Origin of the sequence: Pseudomonas danubii (assembly GCF_042980055.1) — a bacterium.
Lineage (GTDB): Bacteria > Pseudomonadota > Gammaproteobacteria > Pseudomonadales > Pseudomonadaceae > Aquipseudomonas > Aquipseudomonas danubii.
On sequence record NZ_CP116502.1, the window covers coordinates 4,715,795 to 4,728,973 of the forward strand.

Here is a 13,179-nt window from a genome sequence, read left to right on the forward strand (position 1 = left end):
AAGGCCCAGACTGGGTACAATCCGCCCCCTCCTCCACTTCCCCAAGGAACCGCCATGTCCGGGCTTGAACTGTTTGCCGCTGCGCTAGGCGTCATTGCCGTCTGGCTGACGGTTAAACAGAATCCCTGGTGCTGGCCCATCGGCCTGGTCATGGTGTTGCTCTACAGCTGGATCTTCTACGAGGTCAAACTCTATTCCGACATGCTGCTGCAGGTGGTCTACGCCGTGCTGCAGCTCTATGGCTGGTGGCAGTGGACCCGGGGCGGCGACCGCCATCAGGGGCGCCCGGTCAGCCAGTTGCAGCCCGTCGGCTTGCTCCAGGGCCTGACCCTCGGCGCACTGGGCAGCCTGATGCTGGGAGCGGCCATGGCCCACTGGACCGATGCCGCGCAACCCTGGCTCGACGCCGCCCTGACCGCCTTCAGCCTGGTAGCCCAATGGTGGATGGCGCAGAAGCGCGTGCAATGCTGGCCGCTGTGGATCGCCGTGGATGTGATCTTCGTGGGTCTGTTCATCTACAAGGAGCTGTACCTGACCGCGGCCCTCTACGCCCTGTTCACCCTGCTGGCGGTCCAGGGCTGGCGCACCTGGCGCGCCGACCCGGCGTTGCAGTCGTGAAGGTACTGGTGCTGACCGGCCCCGAGTCCAGTGGCAAAAGCTGGCTGGCGGCCGAGCTGCAAGCGCACTTCGGCGGCATCCAGGTGGGTGAGTACGTGCGCCACTTCATCGAGCAGGAGTGCCGCGATACCTGCCTGGCGGACATCCCCGAGATCGCCCGTGGCCAGTTGGCCTGGGAGGACCAGGCCCGGGCCCGGCAACCCGCCCTGCTGATTCTCGACACCCACCTGCTGAGCAACCTGCTGTGGAGCCGGACCCTGTTCGGCGACTGCCCGCCGTGGCTGGAAACCCAGTTGCTGGCCCGGCATTACCACCTGCACCTGCTGCTGTCCCCGGACGATGTGGCCTGGAGCGACGACGGTCAGCGCTGCCAGCCGCAACTGGCGCAGCGTCAGGCTTTCTTCGACGCCACGCAGCAGTGGCTGGACCTGCACGCGCAGCCTTATCGGATCATTCGCGGCGATTGGCAGGAGCGCCGGCAGCAGGCCTTCGCCCTGGTTCGACAACTGCTGCTGGACTGATCCCGCCGCAGGTGCGCCCCACCAGAGTGTCCATTCCTGAAACACTCCCCTGGCGATCAGGCCGCCATTTTCGGGGGCGGCGCCCACTGTCGGCGAAACTGTTGCGCCACTGATACACCCCCGCAGCAACCCTTGTTCCAGAGCATTGTCCCGGTTATGGCCAATGGCCGTCGGTGGTGTCTGTCTCAATCCTGAAACACCTGCTGCGCCCTTTTTCCCAGCATTTTCCCAACCCATTGATTCTTCGCAAGAAATCAAAAGCGGCACGGCTTCTGCTCTCTCCCTCTCAACGCTGACTAGGGCCAGCACAGAGAAGAAGGAATACCGCCGTGGGGACTCTGAACAAAAGTTTCACCCGCTTACTGCTGATCGGCTGTGCCGTCAGCGCGGTGTCTAGTCTTCCGGTTCTGGCGGCGGGCAATGGCGAGATCATCATCCAGCGCACCTTACAGGCACAGCCCCTTGGCCGTGCGCCTCTGCAGAAAGATCCCAATCCTGTTTCGGTCAATACCAACCCTTCAACGTTGGTCAATCAGATGACCGGCAATGAAATGACCGATGGCGATTTCGCCGGCATCAGGACTGGCGCGCTGATCCGCGGCACCGTGCTGTCCGGCAACAGCGGTGTACCGGGGATGAATGTCCTGAGCAACAGCAATAGCCATGGCCTGCCAGGCATGGCAGTGGGTCATGGTGGCGGTGCCGGGGCCAGTATTTCCGGCTCGATCAATCGGAGCATCAACACCGGCATGGCTCCCTTGAAAAATATCGGGGGCCAATAAGATGAATCACTCAGTCCTGTTCCTTGCCTTGCTCGCCTGCTCCGGGGCCATGGCCGACTCCGCCAATCAAGCCGCCGCCACCTCCAGCATCCAGAACTCCGGCACCGGCTACACAGGCAACTTCAACGTCAACCAGGCCGCCGGCGATCAGCAACAACAGACCAACGTGCGGGCCATTGCCATCGGCACCAACGCCACGGCCACCACCAGCGTCAACCAACGCATCACCACGCCAGCCGACCGCTCGGTCAATACCAGCAGCACCATCGGCGGCAACTCTTTCAGCAACGGCAGCGGCGCACTGGGCGTGAACCAGTCGGCCGGGGCCAACAACCAGATGGCCAATGCCCTGCGGATCAGCATCAGCGCCAATCCGCAAAGCATTGACGACAGCGCCCTGTCCCAACAGAACGTGGCGCTGTTACCAAACTCGGGAGCAACTGGCACTCAACAAGGCAGCCGCCAGGTCGTTACCAGCGACCAGGCCTTCACCGGCAGCCGTGGAGTGATTCAGGTGAACCAGAGTGCCGGGGTGGGGAACCGAATGGCTAACACCCTGAGCATACGGGTCGCAGATTGACCCCTCGTAGTGCAATTAGAAAGTACCAACACTTAACCAACTAATAAGCACCGGAGAAACACCATGAAACCTACAATGGCTCTCAAACCACTGGTTTTCGCACTGGCCGCAGTCATGGCAATGGCCGCCCAGGCAGGTGGAAATAACAACGGTCACAACGGCGGTCATGGCAATGGCCATGGCGATCATGATAGAGGTCCAGATCTCGGCACTCTGCTGCAAATCACCGCCGGGGCCGGTGCTGCAGTGATCGACGTGCAGACCAGCACCTCCAACGTGGTGAAAAACCAGGGCACCAACAACAACGCCAAGATGGACAACTCCCTCAACAACTCCAACGGCAACATGGGCGCCAACGTCGCCGCCGGCGACGGCAACCAACAAGACAACGCCGCTGCCCTGGCAACCGCTGACGAAAGCTTCATCTTCGGCAGCGCCGTGGCAGCTTCCAGCGCCACCCAGATCAATAGCAACAACCATGTGAAAAACTCTTCGACACAGAACAACGCTGTGTTGAACAACTCCGGCAACAACGGTTCCGGCAACATCGGCATCAACGTCACCGCCGGCAACTTCAACCAACAGAAAAACAACCTGGCCATCGCCGTGTCCGGCGGTCGCGTGGCAACCGCAGCAGCGGCGGCCAACCAGTCTACGACCAATCTGGTCGTAGAGAACAAAGGCGTCCAGGCCTACAAAAAAGACACCCTCTCGGGCGGCTTCGTGGCCTACGGCACCTATAAAGGCACCGGCAGCGGCAAGATCGAAGGCGACGATCATCACGGCGGCGGCTATGGCAATAACAACCGCGGTGGTGGCCACGACAACGACGATCAAAAATTCACCTTCAAGGAACAAGGCACCATCGAACTGGCTGGCTACTGGACCCAGCAAGTGCTGACCAAAGACGGCTGGAAAAACCCAGTGGTCAACAACGCCAGCATGACCAACTCGATGAACGGCTTCTCCGGCAACGGCGGCGCCAACGTCTCGGCTGGTGTGGGCAACCAACAAAGCAACTCGCTGTCCATCGCCGCTGGCTGCAAAGCCTGCATGTAATCGCGATCGTAACGAAAGCCCCGGAAACGGGGCTTTTCCACAGTCCGACTCAGGCGTAACGATCATGCGTACTGCGATCCTCTCCCTCCTGCTGTGCCTCTGTGTTCCCGTTGAGGCTGCGCAGATGGCCGTCGCCGGCCTGCCCGGTGGCAACCTGATCTTCAAACAGGTGCAGAGCGTACGTGAACGCAAGTTCAGCGACATCGTCGAGCAGAAGACCGACTTCAGTTGCGCCGCCGCCGCGCTGGCGACCGTTCTGCGCCAGGCCTACTGGCTTGACGTCGATGAGGAGCACGTCATCAAGGGCATGCTGGTCAATTCGGATCAGAATCTGGTCCGCACCCAGGGTTTTTCCATGCTCGATATGAAGCGCTACGTGGAAAGCATCGGCATGCGCGCCCGAGGCTACCGGATTCCGCCCGACAAGCTCGAAGCGGTGACCATTCCGGTGGTGGTACTGATGGAAATTCGCGGCTACAAGCACTTCGTGGTGATGCAGCGGGCCCAGAAAGGCTGGGTCTACATCGGTGACCCGGTATTGGGTCACAAGCGTTACTCCCATGAAGACTTCGTCAAAGGCTGGAATGGAATCGTGTTCGCCATCATCGGTCCCGGCTACGACAAGGCCAACGCCTTGCTCGACCCGCCTGCTCCGCTGACCGCGAAAAACAAGCTCGATGGTTTCTACCCGGTCAAAGACACGGACCTGATGGACTTCGGTTTTATCCAGAGCGACTTCTTCTAGAAGCCCGAACAATCATAAAGGGGCAGGACGCTCCGGGAGCAGCAAGCAGATGAAGACTTCATACTGGCTGGCCGCCGCCTGCCTGGCAGCAGCTCTTCCAGCCCATGCTGGTTTCAAGCCCGAACTTATCCAGGATCAGGAATTATCGCAGTTACGGGGCCGTTACGTGATGCCGGGGCGGATTATCAGCTTCGGCATTGTCATGAGCAGTACCTGGCGCAACGCCAGCGGTGACCTGATCGGTGCGACCACCTCGCTGCAGATCCAGCAAGCCACCATCAAGCCGGAATTCTACGTCTCCACCATCACCCAAACCGGTGACGGCACCACGCCGCCCCCAGGCACCGGCAATGTGATCGGCGGTGCAGGCCTGGCCAATGGCCAGGGCGTGACCCAGAGCGTGAGAGCCGCCGGTGATGGCAATTCTGCCTACAACAACATCAGCATCAATGTCACAGAGGCCAACCAGGCGCCCGCCTTGGCCGCTGGGGCCGGCCAGGCCTTGATGAGCGGCCAGACCATCACCGGCAGCAACGCCGCCGGTAGCGTGGCGGTATCGGCCCTCAATGGCGGTATCCAGATGGCGATACAGGCCAACGGCAATCAGGGCAGCGCCCTGCAGCAAGTGGCCCAGGGCAATCTGTTGCAGAACACCCAGTTGATGGGTAACAGCAACCTGGTCAACAACCTGACTCAACTCAATGTGGTGCTCAGAAACAACGGGCCCAGCAACGGTGTTTTGGACTGCAACCTGACAACGCTAGACGCTCTACGCAAATTCTGATCTTGAACTACGCTGATTCTCGACCATTGGGGTTCAAAAGGGACGGTTTATTTCATGTATCGATCGGTTTCACTGCGCGCAGTCATGTGTTTAAGCACTCTATTTCCAGCGGCGCTGGTTCAAGCCGCGCCGGATGCCGATGTAGAGACCCTGAAACGCGAACTTCTGGAGCTCAAGCAACGTTACGAAGTGCAGCAGAAGGCCCTGGCGGTACTGGAGCAGCGAGTCCGGCAGGTAGAAGACCAACCCGCGGCGCCACCGCCCAAGCGCCTGGCCAAATCGCCAGCTGATCTCAGAGGCAATCAACAGGTTGCCGGCACTGGCGCCGCAGCGGCGTCCGGAGGAGCAGCCGGGGGCGCTTCCTACGGTCAGTCGCTCAAGGATGATTCGGCTCCGGCCCAAAGCGTCAGCAACCTGTATGACGAGGCCAGTGGCTTCTTCGGTGGCGGCAAGTTCAGCGTCGAGACCGGCTTGACCTACGCCCGCTACGACGCTCGGCAACTCACGGTCAACGGCTTCCTTGCGCTGGACTCGATCTTTCTCGGCAACATCAACCTGGACCGGATCAAATCCGATACCTGGACCCTGGACCTGACCGCTCGCTATAACCTCAACAACCGCTGGCAATTCGACATCAACGCCCCCGTGCTGTATCGCGAGTCCACCTTCCAGTCCGGTGGTGGCGGCGGTGCCGGCACCCAGACCACCGAAGAATCGGTGACCCGTGACCCGACATTGGGGGACGTGAACTTCGGCGTGGCTTACAAATTCCTCGACGAATCGGAGTTCTGGCCCGACGCCGTGGCGACCCTGCGAGTCAAGGCCCCCACCGGCAAGGAACCGTTCGGGATCAAGCTGGTGCAATCTGCGGGCAACAACAACCTGTACGTGCCTGAAAGCCTGCCGACCGGTAACGGTGTCTGGTCGATCACCCCCGGGATCTCCCTGGTCAAGACTTTCGATCCGGCGGTGCTGTTCGGCACCTTGGCCTACACCCACAACCTGGAAGAGTCGTTTGACGACATCAGTTCCACGGTTGGCAGCAAGACCCCTGGCAAAGTCCGCCTGGGCGACAGCTTCCAGATCGGCGCCGGTGTGGCTTTCGCCCTCAACGAGAAGATGAGCATGTCCTTCTCGGTGTCCGACCTGATACAGCGCAAGAGCAAACTCAAGCAGGATGGCGGCGATTGGCAGTCGGTGGTTTCCAGCGACGCCAACGCCGGTTACTTCAACGTCGGCATGACCATTGCGGCCACCGACAACCTGACCATTGTGCCCAACCTGTCCATCGGCATGACCGAGGACGCCCCGGCCTTCACCTTCAGCCTGAAATTCCCTTACTACTTCTGATCCACCGGCAAAAACGCCAAGGCCCGCGGCGATTCCCCAATCGCAGCGGGCCTTGGCGTTCTTGCCGCCCTAGCGGATCCGGTGTTTGTGCAGCAAACGGTAGAAAGTCGGACGCGAGATGCCCAGGACCCGGGCGGCAACGCTGAGGTTGTCACTGTGCCGGTTGAGCACGTCGCACAGGGCCTGACGCTCGGCGCGGTGCTTGTAGTCCTCCAGGGTGCCCATGGGCAGATCCTGGGCTTGCAGGCCTTGCAAGCCCAGATCACTGGCCTGAATCTGCCGACCCTCGGCCAGTACCAGGCCCCGGCGCACCCGGTTGGCCAGTTCGCGGACATTGCCCGGCCAGTCGTGCTTGCCCATGGCCACCAGGGCGTCCTCACTGAAACTGCGTGGCCGGCGTCCGGTTTCCTGGCTGTAGAAGTGGGCAAAGTGGCTGGCCAGCATCCCTAAATCGCCATGACGCTCACGCAGTGGCGCGGTAATCACCTGCAGCACGTTCAACCGGTAATACAGGTCCTCACGAAAACGACCGCTGGTGATGGCCGCCTCAAGGTCCACGTGGGTCGCAGCCAGGACCCTGACATCCACCGGTATCGGCTGGCTGCCGCCCACACGCTCGATGTGCTTTTCCTGCAGGAAGCGCAGCAGATTGGCTTGCAGCTCCAGCGGCAGATCGCCGATCTCATCGAGGAACAAAGTGCCGCCGTGGGCCGCCTCGATGCGCCCGACCTTGCGCTGGTGCGCCCCGGTAAAAGCGCCCTTTTCATGGCCGAAGAGTTCGGACTGGATCAGGTGTTCGGGAATCGCCCCGCAGTTGATCGCCACAAATGGCTTGTCGTGACGCTGGGACTGGCGATGCAGGGTACGCGCCACCAGCTCCTTGCCGGTGCCGCTCTCGCCGCGGATCAGTACCGGCGACTCGGTGGGCGCCAGCTTGCTCAGCAGCTTGCGCAGGTCGCGGATGGGCCGGCTGCTCCCCAACAACTCGTGCTCGGGCTGGTCCACATGGACCGCGCCCTGGCCCCTGAGGCGGGCCATGCCGAAGGCCCGTCCCAGGGTCACCTGGACCCGGGAGACGTCGAACGGCAGGGTATGGAAGTCGAAAAACCATTCGCAGACAAAGTCACCGACCTTTTGCAGGCGCAGGACTTCCGGACTCAGCACCGCGATCCACTCGGTGCCGCTGTGGCTGATCAGGTCCTTGACCGCTTCCGGACGCTCCAGGTGAAAGGGTTGCAGGCGCAGCAAGCCGACATCGCAGGAGCGCTCGCGGGCAGACTCCAGGTCACAGCTGTCCACATCCCAGCCAATAGCGCGCAGCGCGGGCAGAAGACGATGGCAGTCATCACAGGGGTCGACCACCAGCAAGCGGCGCTGCACGGGAGCTTCGAGCATGACTGGTCCTTGGCGCCAAAAGAGGGAAAAGTTATTAGAAACAGTGGTTTGGCAAACCTGGCTGTAACGTTAGCAAGAACTTGACGCTTGAATGTATCAATTGCTTATAGCGCTGCTTACCAAAGGAACTAACGCGCTGCCAGAACTTCGCCCCGAGCGACTGATTGTCGCAGTCTTTTTTTAAGAACCCCGTAACTAATGGTGTTGTCACAGGGCCCACGTACGAAAGTTGTAAAAACTTGTTTTTCAGTGTGACCCGATCACTACCTCAGTGCATCAGTACAAGTGACCAGCCGAACGGTAAGCCCAACCGACGGCACATCATCTGATTGGGCACATAGAGAGAAGACCCCATGAACGCCCCGCTCCGTAGAAACGAAGCACTTTTGATCGCCGACCGCGCATTCAAGCCTTTTCAATGCGTGGCCTGGGCCCCACAGGACGGGAACGGCGAGCTCAGCCTGAGCGTCATCGACCGTACCAGTACCCGTATCGGTCACACCCAGATTCCCAGCAGCGCCTACTCCGATCCAGCCCAACTGGAAGACCTGCTCAAACAAGCCCGCGCTGAACTGAGCCAGGAAGGTTATATCTTGCAGTCCTGGGCCATGCCCAAGTAAGTGATGCTGTTAGCGGATCACCCGAACAGGTGATCCGCTACTTAGGCAAAACAACTAAGCACGCTATCTATTTTTCCCTCGCTGCAACTTTTATCTTCAGCGTAGTGGTTGTTTTCGCTAGTGCAGAAGCTGCACCTCCTCGCTATTTCCAACCAGTGTCCCTTTTGCTTCATCAATGCCCTCTCAGGGCCGCCCCATCAGCGGGTCACTGATACTGTGTGCCCCGGTTTCCAGTCGTCCGGCTACCCTGCGCAACCAGCCTGCGTCACTGCGCAGGGTCAAGTCATACCAGCCACCGCTGGACTCACAGGCGAAAACCTGGCGCACCTCTGCCCCCCCAGGCACGACCAGGGTCCATGGCCCCTGTTGGGTATAAGGGCAGCGATCGATAGTGACCGATACCCCACGCGTCCCCGGATTGCTCAGGGTGAACTGCAGTTGGTTATTGCTGGACGTCACCAACAGCTCAGGCTGGAGCTGTTGCAGTTGGCCGCTGAAGCTGCGGTGGAAGCCATTGGGACCCAATACCCACAGCTGGTAGCGCTCCACCACTGGCCAGCTGTCCTGCAGCGCCTTGCCGGCCTCCACCGTGTAGCGCCGCGGGATATCGCTCAGGTGCAGGCCGTCGTACACATGGAACACCGCGCCCTGCTCGCCAGTGTTCTGCAGGCTCAGGGACAGGGTCTTGGCCTTGGGGTCCACCTGGCTGTCGACATGCAGACGATAAGGCAGTGCCCGTGAAGGTCGGGCCAGCCGCGGCTGGTGCGGTGGCAACTGCTGGCTGGCCAAGGGTAGCGGCACCTGGAGCAGCTTCTCCTGGCGCTGGCGCAACGCGTCGGCGGCCTGACGGGTGGTGGTCTGCAGCGCCGGCAATGGCTCATGGTTGGGGTCGACGAAATTCAACGCCGACGTCAGGTCGCCACATACCGCCCGCCGCCATGCACTGATATTGGGCTCGCGCACGCCAAAGCGTTTTTCGAGAAATTGCAGCACCGAGGTGTGATCGAACACCTGGGAATTGACCCAGCCTCCCCGGCTCCAGGGAGACAGCACCAGCATCGGCACCCGCGGCCCGGGGCCATACACGCCGCCATCGGGCAGCGGTTGCTGGGTCGAACCGGGTGGCGCCGGATGCTTGAACAGTTCGCTGTCGAAACCCAGCGTGGACTTGCCGGCAAAGCTGCCATCCTGACGCTGGGAAGGTGCCGACGGCGACGGCATATGATCGAAGAAGCCATCGTTTTCATCGTAGGTCAGCAACAGCACGGTCTTGCTCCAGACCTCGGGATTGCGGGTCAACGCCAGGAGAATCTCCTGGGTGAACCAGCCACCCTGGACCGGACTCGATGGGCCGGGATGCTCGGAATAGGCGGCCGGCGCCACAATCCAGCTGACCTGGGGCAACTTGCCGGCCTGCACGTCATTGCGAAATCCACCAATGATCGCCTCCAGATTGCTGCCGCTGCTGGCCGGCAAGGTATTGCCATTGCCCTTGTACAGCGCAGCGACGGCGTTCAAGGCATCGCTGTAAGGCACAAAGGCATTGAAGTCCTTGGGCGGTTGGGCCGGATTGCCCACCTGTACGCTGGCGGCACGGTACTGACGGAAGCCGGCCAGGGGGTTGTCGCCGAAATTGTCCGGCAGGTGCTGGTAGACCTTCCAACTGACACCCTGCTCTTCCAGGCGTTCGGGATAGGTCTTCCAGCTGTAGCCGACGTTTACCGCACCCGGGCCATCCCATTCGTTGACCACCGCAGCGACCTTTGCCGCGCTCGGGCCGTTGCTGCCGGTCCAGAGAAACAACCGATTGGGGTTGGTCCCGGCGTGTACCGAACAGTGATAGGCGTCGCACAGGGTGAAGGTGTTGGCCAGGGCGAACTGGAATGGCAGCTCCTGCTCACGGTAATAGCCCATGGACGTCGCTGTCTTGTGGGTCGGCCAGGCACTCATGCGGCCATTGTCCCAGGCCGAATGGGCATCCACCCATGAATGAGGCGTGCCACTGACGCGCTGGGCGTTGCCTTTGCTGCTGTCCAGGTGATAGGGCATCACCAGCCGGCCCTTACCCTGTTGCTCCCAGACCGTGCGCTGACCGGGCAGTGGAATGGTAAAGCGGTCGCTGAAGCCCCGTACCCCGGGAAAAGTACCGAAGTAATGATCGAAAGAGCGATTTTCCTGCATCAGGATCACTACGTGTTCGACATCCATGATCGTCCCCGTACGGTTATTCGCCGGTATGGCCAGGGCTTGGCGAATAGCCAGGGGCAAGGATGAAAAGAATGAACCGATAGCGGCCGCTTGCAATAGCTTCCTGCGTGAAAGACTGGGCATGGGTCTTTGAATCCTTGTGGTTGCAGCGCGATATATGACGCTGCAAGCAAAAGTATTCATTTCAAATAACAAGGCAGTGACATTGCCATTGCAATTACATCAAGCCGATATTGCCCAGACCTGCGACTTCGCAAATTGACCATGTTTTCAAGGTTGCAAAAGAATGTTTTATGAAGAAAACACCCGAGCCTGCAAACTTGTCATCAATCGCCAGGTCCAGAAACAATATCGACCCGTTGCCTTACTGAAGATTGTCCGCCACTTCATTGCGTTGAACCCGCAACGGATTGAACGCCAGCCGGATAAACTGCGGGTCCCGCGCGAGTTTGTAGTTCGGACCGACAAAGTACTCCTTGGCCCCCGGATCACTCTTGCCGAGATATAGAATCCAGGCCGTTGTAATACCGGCGAACTCGTTTTCCCGGACACTGCGCACCGGACTGAAATGGGTGGCGTTATGGGCCGTGGCACTCCATCCCGGCACCGCCTTGATCAACCCGCCCTGCCAGAGCCGCGGCCAGGCCCAGGCCGGCACCACTACATCCGCGGCCCCGGTAAGCACCAGGGTCGGGGTCTTGACGGTGGAGCCCAGGCCTATGGGCCCGGGTTCGATGGGCAGTGAGCCGATGTAGCGCAGCTGTGGATCGATGCCCTGCAAGGTGCCAGGCAGCAGGCTCGACGAGAGGATCGACGCCCCGCCGCCAGCGGAATGCCCCGCCACTATCGTGCGAGTCAGATCGACCTTGCCGAACAACGGTGAGGTTGGGTCCTGGTTGAGCTTGCTCAGCTCAAGGGCGCCCAGGACATGCATGGTGGGCGCGGTATTGATGAAGTCGGAGGAGATGATCACGATAAAGCCGTAACTCGCCCACAGCCTCATCAAATCGGTGTATTGCCCCTGATTGGAAAGGATGCCGCCAACAAAGTTGACCACCGGCAACTTGTCCAGATTCCTTATATTGCTCGGATAATAAACACTGGTGGAAACCGGACTGGCAAACCCATAGGGAAAGGACGAATTGCATTGAACGCTGTTGTCCAGCAGCATGATCCTCGCCAATACACCCAACAGACCGCGACAGTCACTCAAGACCGCATTGGTAGTGACCTTGTAGGGCCCTGGAGACTTGGCATATTGATCATTGGCCAGCCCCAGCGCCGGAACAAGTTGCGAGGCACCGGCCAGACTCCCAAAAGCAACTAAGACTCCAGCCAAACATAGTTGCACTGCCACCTTGCGTATCGATCTCATTGATAGTTCCTTTATCTGCCTGCTTTCCCTGCAAGACCGGATACTCCCTCCTGGCCGTGCACTCACTACTGCCAATCACCTGAACTTCATCTCACTGCAACAAGCCTGAAACACTCAACCTTAGTTGCCCAGCGGACTCTGGCGACCCTAGAACAAGACAAATTCCAAGGTCAATCCTTATTCAAGCTAGAGCAGCCCACCGAAGCGCCGATAAAAGCTTTCCCCCACATCCGGTAGCGGGCCATCGGCGCTCTCCAGAGCCGTGGCCAGCCACTCCTCGGCCTTGGCCTGGATCAAGCGATAGATGTTGCGACACAGCTGGCGCGCAGCACGACCCTCCCAATCGCCGGGAAGCAGTTCGTCCGGCAACTGCGGGTCGCGCAGCAACAGCTTGCGGTACTCATGAATCAGCAGCAGGCGAGCCAGGAAACAGTCGGATGGTTGCAACTGCTCCTGCTCGCGCAGGGCCTGCCAGAGGGGGCGAAACAGTTGGATGAATTCACTGTAATGGGCTGCCAGTTCGTCAATGTTCCAGCTCTCGCGCACCTGCTGGCGCAGGGCTCTGGAGCCGAGCACGTCCTCGGGTGCAGTGGCAAAGACAATGGTGTCGTCCTGGGCGCCAAGCTCCAGCAAGGTGGCATTGATATCGGCGCGATCGCTGCGCGGGCACGCCAGCATCAGCGGCGACATCGCGGCAAACCCGTGCCACTCCAACTCTTCACGCACTTGCTTGCGCAACTCCGGTTGCAGTTGTCCGAGCATTACCAGGCTCCAGGAACCATCCCAGGCCGGCACACCGGCGCTGTAGACCCGCTTGAACGCCTTGTCGAATCGCCGGCGACCGGCAAGGGTCAGGCTGTAGTAACTGCGGCGCCCGACCTTTTCGGCAGTCAGCCACCCCTCCTTGCTCAGGCGGAAGATCGAAGTGCGGATCAGCCGCTCGTTGATCCCCATGGGCTCCAGCAGTTGAATCAGGCTGCCCAGCCAGACGGTGCCGCCATGGGGTTCGATGGCATCGCCGTACAGGGTGATGATCAGCGAACTGGCGCGGATCGGGGTCTGCTCCTGAAAGCGTTTGATCAGATGGTTCAGTGGCGCTAGGGACGACATGGGCGTACCGGAAAAAAAGGAAGGAATATAGC

General features: G+C 60.3%; 13 protein-coding genes. 9 read left to right on the top strand and 4 right to left on the bottom strand.

Features of this window, described 5'->3' with window-relative positions:
• Positions 1–54 precede the first annotated feature (54 nt).
• The 8 genes from pnuC (at position 55) to PFZ56_RS21315 (ending at position 6,439) form a co-directional block, all read left to right on the top strand.
• Entirely contained in the window at positions 55–618 is a 564-nt protein-coding gene (gene pnuC / locus PFZ56_RS21280; RefSeq protein WP_102879254.1) for a nicotinamide riboside transporter PnuC, read from the top strand.
• Positions 615–1,139, top strand: coding sequence for an AAA family ATPase (locus PFZ56_RS21285; RefSeq protein ID WP_170002818.1), 525 nt, complete (start codon positions 615–617; stop codon positions 1,137–1,139). Before pnuC ends, PFZ56_RS21285 begins: the two co-directional genes overlap by 4 nt.
• Before the next feature lie 329 nt (positions 1,140–1,468).
• Positions 1,469–1,921, top strand: a complete 453-nt coding sequence (locus PFZ56_RS21290; protein WP_102879253.1) for a hypothetical protein — start codon at positions 1,469–1,471, stop codon at positions 1,919–1,921.
• A gap of 1 nt (position 1,922) precedes the next feature.
• Positions 1,923–2,501: an adhesin gene (locus PFZ56_RS21295; RefSeq protein WP_102879252.1), complete on the top strand. Its 579-nt coding sequence runs from the start codon at positions 1,923–1,925 to the stop codon at positions 2,499–2,501.
• Between the two features lie 63 nt (positions 2,502–2,564).
• A complete protein-coding gene (locus PFZ56_RS21300; protein WP_110653199.1) occupies positions 2,565–3,560 on the top strand; it encodes a heme utilization protein in 996 nt (331 codons plus the stop codon).
• A gap of 64 nt (positions 3,561–3,624) precedes the next feature.
• A complete protein-coding gene (locus PFZ56_RS21305; protein ID WP_102879250.1) occupies positions 3,625–4,305 on the top strand; it encodes a C39 family peptidase in 681 nt (226 codons plus the stop codon).
• Between the two features lie 49 nt (positions 4,306–4,354).
• Entirely contained in the window at positions 4,355–5,089 is a 735-nt protein-coding gene (locus PFZ56_RS21310) for a hypothetical protein (protein ID WP_102879249.1), read from the top strand.
• Between the two features lie 54 nt (positions 5,090–5,143).
• On the top strand, positions 5,144–6,439 hold the full coding sequence (locus PFZ56_RS21315; RefSeq protein WP_123390718.1) for a hypothetical protein: 1,296 nt from the start codon (positions 5,144–5,146) through the stop codon (positions 6,437–6,439).
• Between the two features lie 69 nt (positions 6,440–6,508).
• Here the strand turns inward: PFZ56_RS21315 and PFZ56_RS21320 are convergent, their stop codons facing one another.
• Complete coding sequence (locus PFZ56_RS21320) at positions 6,509–7,834, bottom strand: sigma-54 dependent transcriptional regulator (RefSeq protein WP_170002816.1); 1,326 nt, start codon at positions 7,832–7,834, stop codon at positions 6,509–6,511.
• Between the two features lie 353 nt (positions 7,835–8,187).
• Here PFZ56_RS21320 and PFZ56_RS21325 point away from each other — a divergent pair, with 353 nt between their 5' ends.
• Positions 8,188–8,454 (top strand): hypothetical protein, encoded by a 267-nt coding sequence (locus tag PFZ56_RS21325; protein ID WP_102863502.1) that lies wholly within the window; start codon positions 8,188–8,190, stop codon positions 8,452–8,454.
• A 183-nt stretch (positions 8,455–8,637) separates the two neighbouring features.
• Here PFZ56_RS21325 and PFZ56_RS21330 read toward each other — a convergent pair whose 3' ends face one another.
• The 3 genes from PFZ56_RS21330 to paaX all read right to left on the bottom strand — a co-directional run bounded on the left by PFZ56_RS21330 (position 8,638) and on the right by paaX (position 13,147).
• Positions 8,638–10,785: a phosphocholine-specific phospholipase C gene (locus PFZ56_RS21330; protein WP_170002814.1), complete on the bottom strand. Its 2,148-nt coding sequence runs from the start codon at positions 10,783–10,785 to the stop codon at positions 8,638–8,640.
• A 241-nt stretch (positions 10,786–11,026) separates the two neighbouring features.
• Positions 11,027–12,037, bottom strand: a complete 1,011-nt coding sequence (locus PFZ56_RS21335; RefSeq protein WP_170002813.1) for an adenylate cyclase — start codon at positions 12,035–12,037, stop codon at positions 11,027–11,029.
• Between the two features lie 186 nt (positions 12,038–12,223).
• Positions 12,224–13,147 (bottom strand): phenylacetic acid degradation operon negative regulatory protein PaaX, encoded by a 924-nt coding sequence (paaX, locus tag PFZ56_RS21340; protein ID WP_170002811.1) that lies wholly within the window; start codon positions 13,145–13,147, stop codon positions 12,224–12,226.
• Positions 13,148–13,179: the final 32 nt, after the last annotated feature.